A 21,190-nucleotide genomic window follows, 5' to 3' on the forward strand; every position below is an offset into this window, starting at 1 on the left:
TGCCAGTTTATAAAAGAACGTCTGCGTTGTTGCGGGTGCAAAAGTAGCCCCTTTATTCGCTTTAACAAGCTTTTTTAAACCTTTTTTTTGACGTTTCTTTAACTTAAACTTTAACTCACTGGAAACATGCGCCTTGAAACGAAACTATTTTTCCGCTACCCTCCCGATGCTTCGGGACTATCCAAAGGAAAGGGTGACTAAATGGATAGGATTAGTGACAATGATTATACATAAGGAATCAAAATCATAATATTCTAAGTAGAAATTTTCATCCTATATATAAGGACACAATATTAATATTGGTGATGTAATTTATACTTCGGAGAAATGACAGACTCGATTGGAACGTTGCCTGCGTTAGGGATAGCAGCGGAAAGCCCACAGAAAATGGAATGAAATGGAATTTTTCGAGGACTTGCAGTGTATAGCCCGACCCTTTATAAAAAAGAGACAACTACTCATAATGATAGTCGCCTCTTTTTTTATAATGGGGAACGCCCCAAATAGTATTTTAATCGAAACGTATTGCTTTAACTGGTGAAATTTTGGTTATTATATAGGAAGGAATTAGTAATACTAAGAAACAAATAGTGACCGTGAGTAAATTCAACAACAATATATATCCCCAATTTAGGTAGACTGGTGCTTTATTGACGTAGTAATTTTCGGGATTCAATTGGATTATCCCGAATTGTTGCTGAATTAACAATAATGAGATTCCGATAAGATTGCCCCAAAACAATCCTCTTACGATAAGGTAAAAGGCATTGTAGAGAAATATTTTTCGAACAGACCAATTATTGGCTCCTAATGCTTTTAGTATTCCTATCATTTGGGTTCGTTCGAGTATTAATACTAGTAGTGCAACGACCATATTAATCGTAGCGACAAGTATCATGACTACTAATATGACGATGATATTGAAATCAAATAGTTGAAGCCATTCGAATATATAGCTGTATTTTTCAATTATGGTTTTAGTATCGAGTGTTGAAGACGTTTGTTCATAGACTTGCTCCCCTATTGACTTAATATTATCAAAATCATTTACAAAAACCTCGAAGGCACCTACTTGATCTGGTACCCACTTATTGATACGCTGCATGTGACGGATATCACCTATTACATATGTAGCATCGAATTCTTGAAAACCAGAATTAAAAATCCCAGTAATTTTAAATCTTCGGATGTTAGGTAATTGATTTTGGTTTTCTTTTATAAAGAATGTATTGAAAGAATCTCCCACTTTTAGATTCAATCTATTAGCAAGGAATTGCGATATCAATACTTCTTGATTGATATTTTTCGAGAAATCAGGTAGCTTTCCAGAAACAAGATACTCCTTTATATTATCCCATTTATAATCATTACCCACTCCTTTGAAGATGATTCCCTCAAAAGCAGTTTCTGTTCTGATAATTCCTGCTTTACTGGCGATAGCTTGAATGTGACTCACTTCAGGAACAGCTGTGAATTTTGGATAAAAATCCTGTTTTTTAGAAATTGGAACTAATGTAACTTCGGATTGATTGTTATCATAATTCGAAATAATGATATGTCCGTTGAAAGCCGAAACCTTTTCGCGGATTTTTTGCTGTAAGCCGATTCCCGTTGCTACCGAAACAATCATCATAATCATACCAATGGCAATTGCCGAAATTGCAATTTTTATAATTGGCGCAGATATACTACTTTTATAATCTTTAGCAGTTATCAGTCGTTTGGCGATGAAATATTCTAAATTCAATTTGATTCAATTTCTAATTTGGATTTGCTTCGCCAGTTCGCGTCGCTTGTGCCAAAAATACAGCTAAAACACGAATTACACTAATTGGCATTAATTTTATTTGAACCTAAATATGATACCATTCTTCAAGACATTAATTTGCCTCATCTTCTTAATAATCATTTCGACTTCCTGTTCGGCAAGAAAAACAGATTTAAGAGAAAATGAAAAATCAGATTTAGAAAAAACTAAAAACAATTCATCCGCAGCAATAAAGACCGGAGCCGACAATTATGATGATTATCTCCCATTATTAAAAAACAATACAATTGGAATTGTAACCAACCAGACTGGAATTCTCTTCAATAAAACTCATTTGGTAGATTTTCTATTAGCAAAAAATATTGCTATCCAAAAAATATTTGCGCCTGAGCATGGTTTTCGCGGAACTGCGGATGCAGGCGAACATTTAATTGACGGTAAAGATTTCAAAACTGGACTACCAATCATTTCTCTTTATGGAGATAATAAAAAACCAAAACCAGAACAACTAGCCGATATTGACATTATGGTTTTTGATTTGCAAGATGTGGGCGCACGATTTTACACTTATATTTCTTCGTTACATTATATTATGGAGGCTTGTGCTGAAAATAATATTCCGCTTTTAATCCTTGACAGACCTAATCCTAACGGCAGTATTGTAGACGGACCCATTTTAGAAACAGCATTATCAAGTTTTGTGGGTATGCATCTAATTCCTTTGCTTCACGGAATGACAATTGGTGAGTATGCTAAAATGATAAATGGCGAAAAATGGCTAAAGAATGGTGCGCAATGCAAACTGACCGTAATTCCATGTATTAATTACAACCGAAAAATAAATTATAGCTTACCTGTAAAACCATCGCCAAATCTTCCAAATGATCAAGCCGTGAATCTTTATGCGAGCTTATGTCTTTTTGAAGGTACGAATGTAAGTGTGGGACGAGGGACTGAAAAACAATTCCAGGTTTATGGTTCTCCTTATTTACCGAGAAGCACCTTTACTTTTATTCCGAAACCAAACTTCGGCGCCCAAAATCCTGTTTACAATGGTATAAAATGTTACGGAGAAGATTTATCAACACATACAAGAGTAAATCGACTGGAATTAAAATGGCTAATTAAAGCTTATCAGACTACAAATGACAAATCAAAATTCTTCAATCCTTTTTTCACAAAATTAGCAGGAACTAAAAAACTGCAGCAACAAATAGAAAATGGAACTTCAGAAAAGGAAATCAGAGAAAGCTGGAAGAAAGGGTTAATTGAGTTTAAAGAAATGAGAACGAAATATTTGATTTATTAATCCTCACCCCTCCCGATCCCGAAGCGTCGGGACGGAACTCTCCAAAGGAGAAGGAAACGAAACGGAAAATTTTCAAAGAGGCAACTTCTTTTTCATTTCCTCAACAATATTAAAAGCAGCTGGACAGATTGCTACGTTTTTTAACGTTAAATCCGTAATTTGTTGAAACTTTTTTCTATCTGTGTGTGGAAATTCTCTGCATGCTTTTGGGCGAACATCATAAATCATGCATGCATTTTCATTATCCAGAAAAGTACACGGCACACTTTGCAATACATAATCCCTGTCTTCATCGATTTGAAGGTATTGCTCAATAAACTGCTGCGGCTTTTGTCTAAGATATTTTGAAACACGCTCAATATCCGCATCCGTAAATAATGGCCCAGTAGTTTTACAGCAGTTTGCACACTTCAAACAATCCGTTTTCTTGAATTCGGCGTCATGCAAATCTTGCATCACGTAATCCAAATTCTTTGGCGTCTTCTTTTTCAGTTTATCGAAATACTTTTTATTTTCGATATGCTTATCTTTGGCTTCTTTAGGAAGATTGTTTAAAATATGTTTCAAGTTTAAAGTTTAAAGTTGGAACCACAAAAGTAACAAACTAGAATCCTGAAACATGAACTTTAAATAAAAAAAGATGAAAGACCTTTTTGGCAAAGCCATACTTGATTTTCAAACTAATAATTCTCCCGAAGATTTAATCACGGAAACCTCCATTTCTGAAGAGGATGAAATGAGCGTTGCGTATTTATTTCGTTCTTATAATGAAATGCCGAAATTGGAACAAAAAGCCTTACAACTTGCCAAAGGTAAAATCCTGGATGTAGGTTGTGGTGCAGGAAGCCATAGTTTGTTTTTACAGAACGAAAGAAATTTTGATATCCATTCGATTGATATTTCTAAAAATGCAGTTGAAGCCTGCCAACTAAGAGGTTTGAAAAATGTACAAGTTCATAATATTCTTGAAATGGACTCTGACAATCCTAAAAATAAATTTGACACCATTTTATTATTGATGAATGGCACCGGCATATTTGGAACACTAAAAGAAACGACTAAATTTTTACAAAAACTAAAAAGCTTACTTAATCCAAACGGACAAATTCTTATTGATTCTTCGGATATAATTTATATGTTTGACAATGATGAAGATGGTGGGAAATGGATTCCCAGCAAAGGATATTATGGCGAATTGACTTTTACACTACGGTATAAAAACGAAAAAGAAGAAGAATTTCCTTGGCTCTACCTAGATTACAACACATTACAAAATGCGGCTTTCGCTAATGGATTACAATCCGAATTAATTCTTGAAGGAGAGCATTATGACTATTTAGCTAAACTTTCGATTTAAAAAATAAATTATAATATGGAAAATTCATCATTAGAAAAATTACGTTATCCAATTGGAAAATTTATCCCGCCAGAAATCTATTCCCGCGTTTATCTAACTAATAAAATAGCAGAAATCGCAAATTTCCCAGAACGATTGAAAAAAGAAGTAATTAATTTAACCGAAGAACAACTAGAAACACCATATCGTCAAGATGGCTGGACAATTCGTCAAGTAATTCATCATTGCGCAGACAGTCACATGAATTGTTTCATTAGGATTAAATGGACATTGACTGAAGAAAAACCCGTAATAAAATTTTATCACGAAGATCGTTGGGCAGAATTACATGATAATTTAAGAATGCCCATTCAGCCTACTCTTTCCTTTCTGGAAGGCTTACACTTTCGTTTGGCTTATTTGATGAATAGTCTTTCTGAAGCCGATTTAGAAAAATCCTTTATTCATCCCGAGCATAACGCAGCATTCCAATTGAAAGAAATAATAGGAACTTATGCTTGGCATGGAAACCATCATTTGGCACACATCACCGAATTGAAAAAACAAAAAGGTTGGTGATTTTAGTAGCTCTTTCCAGCTATCCGCTATATCTTTATGGTCTCATTAAAAAATGAGACCATAAAGGATGCCGCTTCTATCTGGGCTAGGCAATAGTTTCCAAGAAATAAGTTCCCCTGAAATTGTAAGTCAACTTTATTTTGTAAGTCAACTTTATTAATTAATTCAAAACCCCAAACAGCAATTGTTTGGGGTTGTATGTTTTAAGGAATATTCAAATATTTATGTGTTTGTAAAGAAACACGCCATTTTGGATTGTTCATTACATAATCAACAATCAACGGAGTCATTTCTTCTTTTTTACTCCATTCTGGCTGAAGGAATAAAATGGCTTTCCCATTCACTTTTTCGGCTTGTTCCTCGGCAAAAATAAAATCGTGTTTATTATAAACGATTACTTTCAACTCATGCGCATTATCATAAACCGTTTGAGTTGGCAATTTATTCTTCTTTGGAGACAAACAAATCCAATCCCAAGTTCCCGTAAGCGGATAGGCTCCTGAAGTTTCTATGTGAACTTTTCTGCCTTTTTCTTTTAGATTTTGCGTTAGTAAAGTCATATCCCACATTAAAGGTTCTCCACCAGTAACCACAACAGTTTCTGAATACTTGCTTGCATTAGAAACTATCACATCAATTCCAGTAGGAGGATGCAATTCAGCATTCCAGCTTTCTTTAACATCACACCAATGACATCCCACATCACATCCGCCAATTCTAATAAAGTACGCAGCTGTTCCGGTATGAAATCCTTCTCCCTGGATGGTGTAAAATTCTTCCATCAATGGAAGCATCGCACCTTTATTAACTTCTAATTGTATTTCTTTTGATAACATTCTATAATTTTAAAGTGCAAAGATAGTTAATTAGAAAAGGAGTAATTTGCTATTTGGAAAATGCTTGCTGAAAATTACGAATAACAGCTAGTAGCCCCGATAGAAGCGGCATCCTTTTTTAGGGCATTTTTTTGACCTAAAAAAGATAGAGCGGATAGCGGGACTGATTACAGCAACTAATCCTACCGATTATGCTCAAAAAAAAACCGATAGTTCTTTGGGAACTATCGGTTTTAGTATTTAAAAATTCTTGTTTATTTCAAAGTTTGCAATGATTTAATTGCATATTCATTTGTTGGATCCAGTGCAAGTGTTTTGTTAAAGTATTCGATAGCTTTAGCTTTGTCCGTATTCGCATAACTAGCTGCCGAGTTATTATAAGACTCTATAATTTTAGATTTTACTGCCTTTTTTTCTATTTCTTCAGGGCCTTTTTCAGTAACAACTTTGATATAGTCTTCATAATATTTTACCATCATGTCATCTTTTTCCATCAATCTATTCGTTCTTGCTCTAAAGATATAAGCATCTTGAGTGGCTGGAGAAGCTTCGATAACATTTCCAAAAGCTACGTCAGCTTTTTGCAACGCAATAGGATCTGCTTTCACAATATCTTTTCTTGTATTGTCATAATATAACGAGTTTCCTAAATAAAAATTATCAAGCAAAAAATTTCTGGATTCCTTATTGGTTACTGCGATTTCAAAAATCGCGCCTGCTTCTTTGAATAATTTTAGTTCGTACAACTCTTTCCCAAAATCTGAAAGATTATTCGTAATTGTAATTTCCATTTCTACCGCTTTCTTAACATCTAAAATACCATTATTAAAAAGAGTAGGGTCTACTGTTTTCCCATCAACACCTATTGATTTTTTAATTTTAGCAAAACCTAAATATTGATAATCTACAGCAAGAACTTTATTTCCAGGACTTGAAATAAAACTTTCTAGGGATTGAATTGCAACATCAGCATTTCCATTTTCATATGCTGCAAAGCCTAAATAACGTAAAATTCTAGGATTTACTTTATCTAATTCTTTCATTTTATTAGCTTCAATTTCCAATGCTTTATAGTCACCAGCTAAGATTAAAAAGTCAGCATGACGCATACGAGAAGTCAAAGAATAATCAGTTAGACTCATATATTTCTCATAATAATCCAATGCTTTTTGAAGGTATACTTTACCTTTAGATGGTTCATTTCTTCCCCATAAGTAATATGTTTCAGCTAATTCACGATAAACTGGCCCGTAGTTTGCATTTGTAGCGATCACATTATCATATGCTTTTACTGCTTCAGTATATGCTTTAGCACCTTTAAGCAACACTCCTAGTTGCATTTTTGCTCTAATCAAAGTTGGGTCCGCCTGAAAAGCATCACGATAGGCTACATAAGCTTCATTTTGATTTTTATCACCATAAAAAGCATTTCCTAGTTCAAGTAAAACTTGTGCATCTTGTGGATTATTAATTTTAGCTCTGCTTAAGATAGATAGTGCACTTTTATAATCAGGCTTGTTAGCTGCCATGTAAGCTTTACCTATGTAGATATATTCTTCTACATCTTTCTTTTTAACATCTTTGGAAGCTAAAGCAAAATTAGCTTGTGCAGCAACAGGATTTCCATTATCTAAATCCAATTGACCTAATCCAATATAATTAAGTTTAGCGCCTTCAGTACCACTTAATCCTTTTTGAAAATAGATTTTAGCACTATCCGCCACGTTTTGTGTAAGATACACATTCCCTAAAAGAAAAGCAGCTCTCCCATTAGATGGTTTAGAATTTATAATTGATTTTAAAATCGATTTTGCGTTATCGAATTGTTCTGCGTCAATTGCTTTTTTTGCCTGAGTTAAATCTTGAGCTTGACTTACGGTTACCGAAGCCAATAAAGCAACACTAAAAATTTTAAATTTATTCATCTTTAATTGTAGTTAATTTATTTTTTTATGTTTTCAATTTGTTTTCTGATTTTAATATTCCTGCCAGGAATACGAACAGGAAGCAAACCAGATTTCAAAATTATCCTTTGTCCAATATCACCAGCAACGAATGAAGCAAAACCCATTCCTAAACCAGAATATCCTTGACAATTAATTATATACAAATCGCGTGCCAAAGGGTATTTGCCTTCGGCTATATTATTTTGCGAAGGAGTGTAAGACTTATCACTTCTATCTCCCATTACATTTAGAGTATTGACATTATCAACATACTTTTGCATAGCTGGCATGGGTTGAGAAAGCCAATTAACACCTACAACCCCAATCATTCCATCATTTTCAGAAACATACTTAATAACTTCATCATTAGTTTTAAATGAAAACACGCCTTTTTCTGGTATCGCTTTTAACCCTGCAAGTGAGTTCATATATCTAACTGTACTTGAATTTGGATTATCAAATACTAATCCCTTAATGGAAGCAACTGGTTTTCCTTGCATAAAACTAATAACATCTTTTAACGCTACAATAGTATCATTATTGTTTTTATTAGAAATAAAAGCAACTGCATCTGTAGCAAATACTGTTACTTTAGGAACAATTTTTCTCTGATCAAAAATTTTCAATTCCTGATTTGTCAAATTTCTAGACAAAATAGCAATTGCTGCTTTTTCATTAAACAAAGAATTAACCGTTTCAGATTCAGATTTTGAGATAAGTTTTATTTTTGCTTCATATTTACTTTCAAAAACAGCTACCTGATCTTCAATAATAGGAGTCAAAGTTTCATCCACATAAATAGTTGTAGAGCCTTTCAGAATGGTTTCTTTGTTCTTTGAACTATCAGCTTGATTACAAGCAAACATTAAAACAATTACTGAAAAAAAAACAAAATACGGAAGTTTAGCATAATTTTTCATAATCTAGTTTTTATTATCATTTATAATTCGAAAGAATCTAATAGAAGAGTATACAATAAGTAAGACTCCAAATGCAACTCTATAAGTAGGCTGAATTGCTAGAGGAAAATTCTTCATAAAGATAATCAATAAACCTAAAATAAGATAAACTAGAAAAAACAAAATTCCTAAAACAAGAAGAAATCGCTCTTTAAGCGATTTCTTCTTAATATTATTTACTATGTTATTTAACATTATTCTGCAGATTGTATAGTAATTGGAAGAGAATAAAGTACTCTTACTGGTTTACCATTTTGCTCTCCTGGTTTCCATCTAGGACATTTATTTAATACACGGATAGCTTCTTTTCCCGTACCGTAACCAATATCTCTGATTACTTTGATGTCAGTCAATGAACCATCTTTTTCTACAACAAAAGTAACATAAACTTTACCTTTTAAGCCTTCTTCTTCTGGAGTTTGATAATTTTTACCAACATATGCGTAAAATTTTTCCATTCCTCCTGGAAAATCTGGTTTAACCTCTATACCTGCCGTGTTGTAAATTTGATTATCTTCAGCAATTACTTCACTAGGTCCATTACCAACTGGCTCAACTGACAATTCAGCATCTGGATCTCCTTTAATAGTTTCAGCACCTAATTTTTTGTCTTTTATCTCAACAATTTTTGGTGGCTCTTCAGTAACCTCATCTGCTTTAGCCACAACTGGCTTAACAAATTTCACCTGATCTACTTTTGGAGGAGGTGGTGGAGGTGGTGGAAGATCTTTTTTAACTTCTTCTTTCTTAGGTGGCAACTTTACCGTAGTAATTTTAGTATCTAATACTTCAGAATCATCCGAAGAATTAGGAATAAGACTCATGATAAGCGGTGCACTAACAGCAAGAGCGAAAACAATTGCACCAAGCACAAGAGCTTTAACCATAGTCTTGTTATTTGTTTTTCTAAGTTCATAAGCACCATAGGCCTTATTACGACCTTCGAATACAATATCAAGCCATTGGTTTGTGAATATATCTAATTTCATTTTTCTTAGTTATTAGGTTATTAAGTAATAAGATAAATCTTATTTACCTTCTAACAATTTTAGTTCCTCTGGAGTAAAATCATTTACAATTGCATACGTTGGAACGTCAACAATCGCCATTTCATCTAGAATATCTACTAAATTGCGGTAATTTGATTTTTTGCTTGGTTTGATAATTACAATCATTCCTTTATCTTTATTACCCGTATATTCTAAAACTGATTTTTTTCTCTTCAATAATTCTTTACGAATCCCTTCTTTACCATAAGAAATATCTTTAGGACCAGCAATTGGTGTTGCCAATAAACCCATATAATATGTCATTTTATCATTATCACCTAATAATACAGTCATAGTACGGTTCTCATCAACTTTAATTGGCTTATCCTTATTTTTATCATCTTCTTTATCTGGCAAACCCAAAGGCATTGATTGCGGTTTAGATAGCGTAGTCGTTAGCATAAAAAAGGTAATTAACAAGAAAGCTAAATCCACCATAGCAGTTAAATCTACTTTTGAATTTGATTTTTTACTTCTTACTTTTCCACCTTTTTTGCCACCACCGTCGCCAGTATTTAATTCAGCCATTTTAGTGTATTTTTTTTAGTTTTTTTCTTTTGCTCTTAAACCCGTAACTAAGTTGAAGCTATTGATTTTTTGGTCTTGTAAAATATCCATAACTTTCAATATAGCTGGATACTCTTCTTTTGCATCACCCTTTATGGCAAACTGCAGTTCTTTGTCCTCGACCTCAATATTTGCTATACGAGCATTGTAAATCCATTCTTTCAATTGATTATCAAGTGAATCTTTAGGAATACCAGGCTGTAACCCTTCTTTACTTCGCTCAGCGGTTTTCATAGCAATAAGCTGCTTTAAATTTGAAATTGGAACACCAATTCCCTCCATTAATGCAAATTTTGATGATTCATCTTCTGTAAATGCAACACCATATTTTTGTCCCATCAACTCAAGTGTTCTTTTACGAACTTCTCTACCTTTTAAGTCAAAAAATACTTTTCCTTTTCCAACAGTAATCGTTGCTAAATCCGTATCCGGCAACTTTGATTGAACTGTTGAAGCAGGGGTATCCACTGGTAATGCTTCTGGAATCTTAGCTGTAGCTGTCAAAATAAAGAAAGTCAGCAAAAGAAAAGCCACATCACACATAGCCGTCATATCAATAGACGCTGCTTTTTTGGACATTTTTATAGCCATTAATATATTTTTTAATATTTACAAGAAAATAACTCTTTTTACTATAGTACTATTTTCTTATAAACTAAATTATTAATTATTTTTTTGTACTTCTGTAGTGTCTGTAAGTATTTACAATTGTATTACCTGCCTCATCAATAGAATAAGTCAGAGTATCAATTTTAGAAGTAAAAAAGTTGTAAGCTACAATTGCTAATGCTGAAGTAGCAATACCTGTTGCAGTGTTAATCAATGCTTCAGAAATACCGTTTGCAAGCGCAGCTTGATCTGGAGTTCCAGCAGCAGCCAAAGCACCAAATGCTTTAATCATCCCTGTTACTGTTCCTAACAAACCAGCAAGAGTTCCTAATGAAACTAATGTAGAAAGAATAGTCATATGTTTTTCTAACATTGGCATTTCCAATGAAGTAGCTTCTTCAATTTCTTTGTGGATAGTTTCAGCAGCAGCTTCGCTATCTAAACCTTCTTTTTTAACATCTTGGTATTTTAACAAAGCTGATTTTATTGCATTTGCAACAGACCCTTTTTGTTTATCACATAAAGCAATAGCTCCCTCGATATCACCTGTAGTAATGTTTCCTTGAACACTTTTCATAAACTGATCAAGATTTCCTTTACCAGCTGCTTTTGAAATTACTGCAAAACGCTCAAATGAAAACACAATAACCATTAATAAACATCCTAATAAAATAGGTACAATAGGACCTCCTTTATATACCATTGCTAAGTAATTCCCAGGGATTGGGTGACCTGTGTTGACACCACCTTCAAAGTTAGCACCATTACCCATTATAAAATTCCATATAATCCATCCAACAAAAACACATGCTACAATAATGATTCCTGAAATCATTCCTCCACCTTTTGAACCGTTTTCTTTTTTAACGTTTGCCATTTTTTTTTAATTTTAATAGTTTTAAATAATTTAATCTTTTAGTTATAATAAACTTGTAGTGGAGCAAATTTATATTTTTAGTTTAAATAAAAAAACTTTTTTTAATTTTATTATAATTAATTTTATTCCCAAAAAATATTCGCTGATTTAAAATTTACATTTATATCAGAATTCACAAGTAAATTAGTTGTTTTGTAAAAAAAAAAATATTTTTTTATGATATATTAAGACAATATTTCAAAATCTAGATTGAAACAGTTAAAAATATTTTTTTTTATTATTAACAATAAAAAAGCAGGAAAACTGCAGTTAACACTTTATTAATACATATTATCAAAATTTACACCTTACAAATGATTTTAATTCACCCCTATTATGAGCAGAAAAGAAGTTTTTACACAACACATTAATAAAGGCTATATTTCTAAAGGAGAATGCATTATTTTGGGCGGAGCCATACTTGACGGAGAGACTTTGGCTGATACCTTTGTAAAAATACCATTAAAAACCTTGAACCGACACGGATTGATTGCAGGTGCTACGGGAACTGGAAAAACCAAAACAATTCAGGTACTTTCTGAACAGTTATCCTCCTTTGGAATTCCTGTATTAATGATGGATATAAAAGGTGATTTTAGCGGTATTGCAAAAGAAGGAGAGGAAAAGCCTTTTATTACTGAACGCCATGCTAAAATTAACATCCCATATAGCGTGTCCAGTTTTCCTGTTGAACTATTGACCTTGTCTGAGCAAAACGGAGTTCGTCTTCGCGCAACAATATCAGAGTTTGGACCTGTATTATTTTCTAGAATACTAGGCTTGAACGACACACAAGCTGGTGTAGTAGCAGTAATTTTTAAATATTGCGATGATAATAAAATGCCTTTATTGGATATTAAAGACATCAAAAAAGTAATCAATTATATCACTGAAGAGGGAAAAGAAGAGATATCAGCTGATTATGGCAAAATTTCTACTTCAACTACCGGGATTATTCTTAGAAAAATAGTTGAACTGGAACAACAAGGAGCAGACTTGTTTTTTGGAGAAATGTCTTTTGACATTAATGATTTAATGCGCATTGATGAAAATGGCAAAGGGTATGTGAATATCCTGCGTTTGACCGACATTCAGGACAAACCAAAATTATTTTCGACATTTATGCTGAGTTTATTGGCTGAAATCTACCAACAAATGCCCGAAAAAGGTGATGTCGACCAACCTGAATTAGTGATTTTTATTGATGAAGCCCATTTAATTTTTAATGAAGCCAGTAAAACATTACTAGAACAGATAGAAACAATCATAAAACTAATTCGTTCTAAGGGAATTGGAATTTATTTTATTACCCAAAATCCTATGGACATCCCAAGTGGTGTTTTGGCACAATTAGGTTTAAAAATACAACATGCTTTACGGGCTTTTACCGCAAATGACAGACAGGCGATAAAACAAACGGCCGATAATTACCCAACATCTGAATATTACAAAACCGATGAAGTGTTGACTAGCCTTGGAATTGGAGAAGCTCTAGTTACCGCACTGAACGAAAAAGGAATTCCTACTCCGCTTGCAGCGACAATGATGCGTGCCCCTATGAGTAGAATGGATATTTTGACTGAAAGTGAGATTCAAGAAATCAATACTAAATCAAAACTGGTAAAAAAATACAGTGAACTTATTGATCGTGACAGCGCTTACGAAATGCTTAATAAAAAAATTGCCGTTATCGAACAGGAAGTTACAGCACAACAACAAGAAAAAGCAACTCAGAAAGAAGAAAACAGCGGTCCAAGTACAGCAAGTGTTGTAGGAAAATCTGTTTTAAAAGTATTAACAAGTGCTACTTTTATAAGAGGTGCTTTTGGTATTTTAACAAAAATGTTCAAAAAATAAATTCTCCATACCCTTTTAGAATTAAATTTCTTTAAGGGTATTTCAAAAAGTAATATTAAAAATGAAAAAATATTTTATTCAAAAAACACCATTTGTAGTTCCAACAACTGATGGCAAATTAATACAAGAACATCACGGAAATGCAACCACTAATAATCCTGAAATATCAATCGCACACATGATTGCTCCACCCAAATGGAGTGAACCTTTTCAAACACCCGAATTTGAAGAATACACCTATATTATAAAAGGAAAAAAGCAATTTATTATTGAAGATGAAATTATCATTCTTGAAACTGGTCAATCGATAAAAATTGAGAAGAACACTCGGGTACAATATTCCAACCCTTTTGACGAACCATGCGAATATATTGCTATTTGCAAACCTGCTTTTGATTTTACAAAAGTACATCGTGAGGAATAAACACCCTTATAAGAGCGAAAAAAATATTTTTTTCACCAACATAGTGAAGTAATATACCTGAAAAATGAACTAACAAATAAATACTTTAAAAAAACTATTGTAACAATTCTAATATTTTATTTTCTACTGCTTCGCTATCCCAAATATTTTCAATGTTTTCCATTTTCAAAACCTCCTCCATGATGGCATTTTGATAATCCCCAATAGCCAAAGCTTCAGCATAAGGGCGATCGCTAAAAGTCACTCTACTATAAAGAGGAATCCATTTATCAGGATGTTTATCCGAAAAATATTTCTCAATTTTCTTTTGTAATAGGAATTTTTCGTCAGCAGTTTTGGAACTCATTTCCATAAAATTGCGATACGAAAGTTCCGCAATTGCATCCGCATTTGGTTTACGAGATTTTTGATATTCAGAAAAAATGGTCTTCCAGTCGTCACCGTACTTTTCTATCATTTCATAAAGTATAGAAATATCTTCAAAACCCGCATTCATTCCTTGTCCATAAAAAGGTACGATCGCATGACAGGCATCACCAATTAAGGCAATTTTATCTTCATAAGTCCAAGGATAACATTTCATGGTCACTAGTGTACTTGTTGGATTCTTGAAAAAATCTTCAGTCAATTTTGGAATTACATCAATCGTATCCGGTAAATTCTTTTCAAAAAAAGCCTCTACTTCTTTTTGGTCTTTTAATGACGCAAAAGAATTTTCTCCTTCAAAAGGCATGAACAAAGTACACGTAAAACTACCGTCTAAATTAGGCAATGCAATCAACATGTATTCGCCTCTTGGCCAAATGTGAAACGAATTTTTATCTAATTTATGTGTCGCATTTAGGTTTGCAGGAATATTTAATTCCTTATATCCAATGGGTAAAAATTCTTGCGAATAATCAAACATGCTTTGACGTTGCATGCGGTGGCGAATCCTAGAAAAGGCACCATCAGCACCAAAAACCATATCGTATTTTTTTTCTTCCCATGCTCCTCTTTCGGTTTCACCAATATGTAGCGTCGCATCATCTAAGGTTACATCCCAAATTTTATGCTCAAAAAAGAATTCCGCTCCTGCGGCTTCCGCCAAATCAATCATTTTTCTATTTAAAATTCCTCTTGAAATCGAATAAATAGACTCCCCTTCTTGTCCGTAATTTTGAAAATTAAGCCTGTCCACAAGATGAATGGCCCGCTTGTCCATAGGAATTGCAATTTCGCGTACCGCATCACCCACACCAACTCCGTCCAGTGCTTTCCAACCGCGATTAGACATGGCTAAATTGATAGAACGACCCGAAAACTGAATTTGTCTAATATCTGGACTTCTATCATAGACATGAACCGTATGACCTGCTTTTCTGAGGTAAATAGCTAATAAAGAACCGACTAATCCAGAACCTACAACCGCTATTTTTTGGGGAGTTTGCATTAATTTTTTATAAAAAGTTAGGCAAAATTACTGATTAATTATTTTAAGGACTTTAAAAACCATTACTTTTTATGCGGAATAAAGACCAACTTTGTTGAAGTTCTAACAATCTCTTCCTTGTTCAGTTTCATTCTTCTAAATTTCCCTGCATTGTATAGTTCTGCCTGATCACTATAATGTGCACTTAATGGATTTCCTGATTGTCCCGTTGGTAAAATACTCCAACTGTTTTCTATATCAGAAAAATCAATAATTCTTCTCGTTGACGGGCCGGCAGAAACTTTATAATTACCATCTTCTGAAAATCCAAACATTTGATTATTGATTACCTCATTTGATCCTGAAACTTCAAAAGGCCCCACATTAAAAATCTTTCTTAGTGCCGCCACTTTCCCCAACGGATGTTGATGCTCTAACGAATGCACTTTATCCCAAGTCCAAGCTGGAACTGAATTTCCCAATTGTTTTTCTAAGGCTGCAATAGCCTCTTTAAATGATTGTGATAGAATTTGACTTCTGGTTTCTTTTATACTTTTACTCTCACTATTATCCCACCAAAGAGACGTTGCATTTGTCATTTGTCTTGCAATTATTTGCTTCACAATATGTGTTCCCAAAAATTGCTTGAAATTAACTTCTCCGAGTTCATCTTTAAAAGTATTTTTTAAATATAAATAAACCCATTTATTATAAATGGTTGGTGCTATATCTCCAAGATTATTGGATCCACTCCAAATTTTAAGAATATCAATAGCTTCTTTTTCATTTTTAGAAAGCGTATTATAATTGACACTCGAAATCAAAGTCGCAACCACTTCTGGAGCAATTGCCGAAGTATTATCGAAAATCATTTTGCTTACCGCTTCTTTGTCCCAATTCGATTTTGAATTTAATAATTGCGTGATTCTTTTGGCTCTGTCTTCAGGAAGATAGTAGCCAGGATATAAAAACCCGTCTATTGGTTCCGGTTGATTATTGGCCGAATAAACGTAACTCCAATTTGGATTCTCCGCTGAAGGGTTTTTGGAAAAATCTAAATACTCGGCAATATCATCTTTACCGCTAGTTCCATCGAGAATGAAATTCGTATTCACTCCTTCCTTATGTTTATATAACTTTCCTGTTGCCCACCAAGCTACATTCCCCTTGGCGTCACCATACATTACATTTAATCCTGGTGCTGCTATCAAAGCAACTCCTTTGTGAAAATCGGGTTTACTTTTTGCATGTGAAAGTGTATAGACCGCATCGAGAATCTGAATAGGTTGTTGCGTATAAATCCATGACATTGCAACGGGTTTATTTTTGTTTAGACCGTCAATCAAGTCATTCATAATAGGACCATGACGACTCACTTTTACATTTAAAACTACATCTGCGGTATCTTTTACTTTTATTATTTTTTTACGAATTTCATACGAGCTGAAACCATTTGGCGTTTTGTAAGCATTCGCATCATTTGGATTATTTTCTTCTTGGTATAAATCAATATCATCATTTTCAAACATTGTCAAACCATATGCATATTCACGATTATGACCTAACAAAGGATACGGAGTTCCCGCCAAATAACAGCCATACAATTCAAAATCGGGTGTTACTAAATGTGCTTCGTACCAAGTACCCGGCTGCGAAAAACCAATATGCGGATCATTCGCAAAAATCACTTTCCCGCTTTTAGTTTTCTTCGGAGCAATAACCCAACTGTTGCTTCCTACAAATGGAGGAATTGGCGATTGATCTAAAAGTGACGCTATAGAATTTGCAATCGTACTATATTCTTGTGAAGACTCTTTAGCATTTTTAATTCGGGTAGTATTAAAAGAACTATCAATTCCAAAATCTGTCAGATACTCCATTCCGTATTTATTTCGAATATCGGTCAATAATGGATCCGTTTTTTGAGCCATCGCAAAACTAAAAGACATGTATCCAAAAATATTATAAACATCTTTTATCGTGAATTTCTCTTTCTTAACCCCGACTAAACTGAACTCTATAGGAGTTTTTCCTTCTTCTAAATATTGATTAATTCCATCCAAGTAGGCCATTGTCAATTGATAACTTGGGCTATTTTTATCCAATACTGCAATCGCTTTTGCTGAAGCTTCTTCGATTCCAAGTCCTGCAAAAAATTTGTCGTTTTTCAATGCAACCGAACCAAAAATCTCTGACAATCGCCCCGGAGCAATACGTCGCATTAATTCCATTTGCCACAATCGGTCTTGCGCATGCACATAACCCAAAGCTTCCATAGCATCCTTTGAATCATTGGCATAAATATGAGGCACTCCAAACTCATCAAAATATACCGTTGTTTCTTTCTGAATGTTTTTCAATTTTACTTTACCTTCATATTTTGGTTTTAGATAAAAACCATAAACAATTAAAGCTAGTAATATAGTCACTGTCAACGAAAGTAAAACCAGAAGGATTTTTTTGAATTTTTTCATTTTTGGATAAATTGGTCAACAAATATATAGGATTTGAAAGTTATTTTAAACTATTTCTTTTGCATCGCTTTTAATATAAAAGGTTAGATTCAATTATTTTGTTTAATTTATTTTACATTTAATTAAACAAAAAGTATCTTTGTTCCAAATTAAAAAAGACATGAAGCATATTTCAAAAGATGATATTTCCCAAATGGAAAAAATCGAAAGATTAAATTTAATCAATTCTTGCACCGGATATAAATCAGCTAATTTACTTGCTACAAAATCCATTCAGGGAAAACCAAATGTAGCCATATTTAGCAGTGTCACTCATTTAGGAAGTAATCCTGCATTAATTGGATTCATAATGAGACCTACAACTGTCCCAAGAGATACGTACAAAAACATAAAGGAAACCGGCTACTTTACCGTGAATCACATTACAGTGAACATGATTGAAGATGCGCATCATACCTCGGCGAACTATGAATTGGGAATTTCTGAATTTGACAAAACAAATCTTGAAGAAGAATACAAAAATAATATTGAAATCCCTTTCGTAAAAGGAAGTCCCGTTCAATTGTATTGCAAATATGTAAATGAATATTATATCAAGGAAAACGATACTGTTCACATTATTGCTTCTATCGAAAATTTATTTTTTCAAGAAGAATTGGAACATAAAGATGGTTGGCTACAAATTGACAAAGGAAATGTTGTGGCACTAAATGGACTCGACGGGTATTGTTTACCCAAATTAGTGGATCGTTTTCAATATGCCCGAAAAGAGATTCCCACTACTTCATTTTTCAAAAAATAGAAAATGAAAAAATTGCGATTAATCCTTGGTGATCAGTTAAATTCAGAGCATTCCTGGTTTCAGGAATGTGAAAACCATACGATTTATGTCTTTGCAGAAATGCGTCAGGAAACTGATTATGTAAAACATCACATCCAAAAAGTGGTAGCGTTTTTCATGTCAATGAGGAATTTTTACATAGCCATAAAAGCATATGGACATCAAGCGGTCTATTTTCAAATTACCACTGCAGACAATCCACAGGATTTAGAAAAAATCATTGCCCTTTGTGTCGAAAAACACAAAATCGAAAAATTTGAATACCAGTTACCCGACGAATATAGACTAGATCAACAGCTAAAAATGATTTGTTCTAATCTAAAAATCGAATCAGAAGCTTTTGACTCCGAACATTTTTACACCAAGCGTCACGATCTCACCGATTTCTTTGAGGGAAAGAAGCTACTCTTGATGGAGAATTTTTATCGTAACATGCGTAAAAAAAATCATATTTTAATGAATGGAATAACACCTTTGGGCAACCAATGGAATTTTGATGCAGATAATCGGAAAAAATATAAAGGTGAAGTTCCTGTTCCATCAGAAAAAAATTTTCATGCGAATATTTCTGAAGTTCTAGCTCAAATAAAAGAAGCTGGCATAGTCACTTTTGGAAACATCAATGAGAATAATTTCAGTTGGCCCACTTCTCGTGAGCAATCACTGGAAGTTTTAAATTATTTCTGTACAAATCTACTGCAACATTTTGGCGATTATGAAGATGCGATACATACCGATGAAAAATTTCTTTTCCATTCTCGTTTGTCTTTTGCTATGAATAGTAAAATGCTTTCGCCAAAAGAGGTAATCGAGACCGTTATTTCTTTTTATCATTTAAATCAAGCTGAAATAACCCTCTCGCAAGTAGAAGGATTTGTACGTCAGATACTCGGTTGGCGGGAATACATTCGGGGAATTTATTGGAAAGAAATGCCCAATTATGGTCAAATGAATGTTTTGAAAAACTATAACAAGTTACCAGATTTTTTCTGGACGGGTAAAACCAAAATGAATTGCATGAGTCACGCTATCAATCAAAGTTTAGACGATGCGTATGCACATCATATTCAACGTCTCATGGTAATAGGGAATTTTACGTTACTGACACAAATTCATCCTGATGAAGTAGACCAATGGTATCTGGGCGTTTACATCGATGCTATTGAATGGGTCGAAATGCCAAATACCCGCGGTATGTCACAATATGCAGATGGCGGAATTATCGCCACAAAACCCTATGTTTCCTCTGGAAGTTACATCAATAAAATGAGCAATAATTGTGTCAAATGCCATTACAATGTCAAAGAGAAATTTGGAGATAAAGCCTGCCCTTTCAATTCGTTATACTGGAATTTTCTAGACGAAAAAAAAGAGTATTTCAAAGGAAATCCTCGTATGGGAATGATGCTGAATTTATTGAATAAAATAAATCCAGAAGAATTGTATAAAATCAAAATTAAGGCCAATGCTATTATTGGAAGTTTGAATTCGTATTAAACTAAAGACTACTAAAAATAAAAAGAGTGTTTAAATTCGATTAGAACTTAAACACTCTTTTTATAAAAACTTATAGTGCTACTTTTTTAAAAACTAACATTAAGTCTAATAATTCAACCTTTGTTGTAAGTTTCAACAATTATGAATACTTTAGAGTATGTTTAAGAAAATAAAATATTTTCATTTTAACAAAAACAAACCCCAAACCCCTCTCAAGAGCAGAATTCGACCCCGTTAACATTTAGTTGTTTATTAAGTTAATGTCCAAAAATTTATTTATTACTCTTTACCTCCGTCAATAATAGCACCAGTACCTGCTCCAACACCTGCTCCTGCTAAACCACCAATTATAGCTCCTTGTCCTTTTTTCTTACTAATAATTGCTCCAGTAACGGCTCCAACTCCAGCTCCAATAACGGCTCCTTTTGCTGCTCCACTCCAACCTTTCTTTTTCGTGGTCGTTGTCGTTGTGATAGCGGCTGCCTGATGATTGACAACAACAACTTCTTTTTGAGATTCTATCTTGGCATCTTCAACTTTACCCATCTCAATTTGCATGGAATCAATGACTTTTTGTTTTTCAAATTCAGCATTCATTGAATCCGTAGTCACTAGTTTCATAGAATCGATGCTTGCTTGCTTTGCTTTTTCCATCTCCATTTTTCCTTGATTCTGACAAGAAACGATAACTAATGATAGTACTATAAAGTATATATTTTTCATAATTTTAAATTTAAGAATTTCTAATGCTACAAAGGAACATTTAAACCATTAAATAAAACTTATAGAATTTAAACTATTTTTTATATAAT

The 21,190-nt window shown here is 33.5% G+C and carries 19 protein-coding genes; 7 read left to right on the plus strand and 12 right to left on the minus strand.

Annotation, left to right across the window (positions count from 1 at the left end; translation table 11 throughout):
• Window positions 1-511: 511 nt before the first annotated feature.
• Window positions 512-1,747, minus strand: coding sequence for an ABC transporter permease (locus ACNQGG_RS16200; protein WP_417965712.1), 1,236 nt, complete (start codon window positions 1,745-1,747; stop codon window positions 512-514).
• Between the two features lie 112 nt (window positions 1,748-1,859).
• On the opposite strand from ACNQGG_RS16200, the gene ACNQGG_RS16205 reads away from it, so the two are divergent.
• A complete protein-coding gene (locus tag ACNQGG_RS16205) occupies window positions 1,860-3,077 on the plus strand; it encodes an exo-beta-N-acetylmuramidase NamZ family protein (RefSeq protein ID WP_417965714.1) in 1,218 nt (405 codons plus the stop codon).
• A 72-nt stretch (window positions 3,078-3,149) separates the two neighbouring features.
• On the opposite strand, the gene ACNQGG_RS16210 is transcribed toward ACNQGG_RS16205, so the two are convergent.
• On the minus strand, window positions 3,150-3,644 hold the full coding sequence (locus tag ACNQGG_RS16210) for a YkgJ family cysteine cluster protein (RefSeq protein ID WP_309758328.1): 495 nt from the start codon (window positions 3,642-3,644) through the stop codon (window positions 3,150-3,152).
• Between the two features lie 73 nt (window positions 3,645-3,717).
• Between ACNQGG_RS16210 and ACNQGG_RS16215 the strand changes: the two genes are divergently transcribed.
• Together ACNQGG_RS16215 and ACNQGG_RS16220 are read left to right on the plus strand one after the other, a co-directional pair.
• Complete coding sequence (locus ACNQGG_RS16215) at window positions 3,718-4,434, plus strand: class I SAM-dependent methyltransferase (protein WP_417965717.1); 717 nt, start codon at window positions 3,718-3,720, stop codon at window positions 4,432-4,434.
• Between the two features lie 15 nt (window positions 4,435-4,449).
• The gene (locus tag ACNQGG_RS16220; protein ID WP_417965719.1) at window positions 4,450-4,992 is read left to right on the plus strand and encodes a YfiT family bacillithiol transferase; all 543 of its coding nucleotides are present in this window, start codon (window positions 4,450-4,452) and stop codon (window positions 4,990-4,992) included.
• Window positions 4,993-5,195: 203 nt separating this feature from the next.
• Here ACNQGG_RS16220 and ACNQGG_RS16225 read toward each other — a convergent pair whose 3' ends face one another.
• The 7 genes from ACNQGG_RS16225 to ACNQGG_RS16255 form a co-directional block, all read right to left on the minus strand.
• On the minus strand, window positions 5,196-5,828 hold the full coding sequence (locus ACNQGG_RS16225; protein WP_417965720.1) for a 7-carboxy-7-deazaguanine synthase QueE: 633 nt from the start codon (window positions 5,826-5,828) through the stop codon (window positions 5,196-5,198).
• 254 nt (window positions 5,829-6,082) lie between these two features.
• Window positions 6,083-7,753: a tetratricopeptide repeat protein gene (locus ACNQGG_RS16230; RefSeq protein ID WP_417965722.1), complete on the minus strand. Its 1,671-nt coding sequence runs from the start codon at window positions 7,751-7,753 to the stop codon at window positions 6,083-6,085.
• Between the two features lie 17 nt (window positions 7,754-7,770).
• On the minus strand, window positions 7,771-8,694 hold the full coding sequence (locus ACNQGG_RS16235) for a PstS family phosphate ABC transporter substrate-binding protein (RefSeq protein WP_417965724.1): 924 nt from the start codon (window positions 8,692-8,694) through the stop codon (window positions 7,771-7,773).
• Between the two features lie 233 nt (window positions 8,695-8,927).
• Entirely contained in the window at window positions 8,928-9,722 is a 795-nt protein-coding gene (locus ACNQGG_RS16240; protein ID WP_417965726.1) for an energy transducer TonB, read from the minus strand.
• A 39-nt stretch (window positions 9,723-9,761) separates the two neighbouring features.
• The gene (locus tag ACNQGG_RS16245) at window positions 9,762-10,310 is read right to left on the minus strand and encodes an ExbD/TolR family protein (RefSeq protein WP_416855424.1); all 549 of its coding nucleotides are present in this window, start codon (window positions 10,308-10,310) and stop codon (window positions 9,762-9,764) included.
• Between the two features lie 15 nt (window positions 10,311-10,325).
• Complete coding sequence (locus tag ACNQGG_RS16250; protein WP_417965728.1) at window positions 10,326-10,940, minus strand: ExbD/TolR family protein; 615 nt, start codon at window positions 10,938-10,940, stop codon at window positions 10,326-10,328.
• A 76-nt stretch (window positions 10,941-11,016) separates the two neighbouring features.
• Window positions 11,017-11,835 (minus strand): MotA/TolQ/ExbB proton channel family protein, encoded by an 819-nt coding sequence (locus tag ACNQGG_RS16255; RefSeq protein WP_417965730.1) that lies wholly within the window; start codon window positions 11,833-11,835, stop codon window positions 11,017-11,019.
• Between the two features lie 375 nt (window positions 11,836-12,210).
• On the opposite strand from ACNQGG_RS16255, the gene ACNQGG_RS16260 reads away from it, so the two are divergent.
• Window positions 12,211-13,731 (plus strand): helicase HerA-like domain-containing protein, encoded by a 1,521-nt coding sequence (locus ACNQGG_RS16260; RefSeq protein WP_417965732.1) that lies wholly within the window; start codon window positions 12,211-12,213, stop codon window positions 13,729-13,731.
• A gap of 61 nt (window positions 13,732-13,792) precedes the next feature.
• The gene (locus ACNQGG_RS16265) at window positions 13,793-14,155 is read left to right on the plus strand and encodes a cupin domain-containing protein (protein ID WP_417965734.1); all 363 of its coding nucleotides are present in this window, start codon (window positions 13,793-13,795) and stop codon (window positions 14,153-14,155) included.
• Between the two features lie 94 nt (window positions 14,156-14,249).
• Here the strand turns inward: ACNQGG_RS16265 and ACNQGG_RS16270 are convergent, their stop codons facing one another.
• Both ACNQGG_RS16270 and ACNQGG_RS16275 read right to left on the minus strand, forming a co-directional pair.
• Entirely contained in the window at window positions 14,250-15,587 is a 1,338-nt protein-coding gene (locus ACNQGG_RS16270) for an FAD-dependent oxidoreductase (RefSeq protein WP_417965736.1), read from the minus strand.
• Between the two features lie 62 nt (window positions 15,588-15,649).
• On the minus strand, window positions 15,650-18,040 hold the full coding sequence (locus tag ACNQGG_RS16275) for a penicillin acylase family protein (RefSeq protein ID WP_417965738.1): 2,391 nt from the start codon (window positions 18,038-18,040) through the stop codon (window positions 15,650-15,652).
• Window positions 18,041-18,200: 160 nt separating this feature from the next.
• Between ACNQGG_RS16275 and ACNQGG_RS16280 the strand changes: the two genes are divergently transcribed.
• Together ACNQGG_RS16280 and ACNQGG_RS16285 are read left to right on the plus strand one after the other, a co-directional pair.
• Window positions 18,201-18,842: a flavin reductase family protein gene (locus ACNQGG_RS16280; RefSeq protein WP_417965740.1), complete on the plus strand. Its 642-nt coding sequence runs from the start codon at window positions 18,201-18,203 to the stop codon at window positions 18,840-18,842.
• A 3-nt stretch (window positions 18,843-18,845) separates the two neighbouring features.
• On the plus strand, window positions 18,846-20,378 hold the full coding sequence (locus ACNQGG_RS16285) for a cryptochrome/photolyase family protein (protein ID WP_417965742.1): 1,533 nt from the start codon (window positions 18,846-18,848) through the stop codon (window positions 20,376-20,378).
• A gap of 279 nt (window positions 20,379-20,657) precedes the next feature.
• Here the strand turns inward: ACNQGG_RS16285 and ACNQGG_RS16290 are convergent, their stop codons facing one another.
• On the minus strand, window positions 20,658-21,101 hold the full coding sequence (locus tag ACNQGG_RS16290) for a glycine zipper family protein (RefSeq protein WP_417965744.1): 444 nt from the start codon (window positions 21,099-21,101) through the stop codon (window positions 20,658-20,660).
• Window positions 21,102-21,190 lie beyond the last annotated feature (89 nt).

This window comes from Flavobacterium esculini (genome assembly GCF_048284325.1).
Lineage (GTDB): Bacteria > Bacteroidota > Bacteroidia > Flavobacteriales > Flavobacteriaceae > Flavobacterium.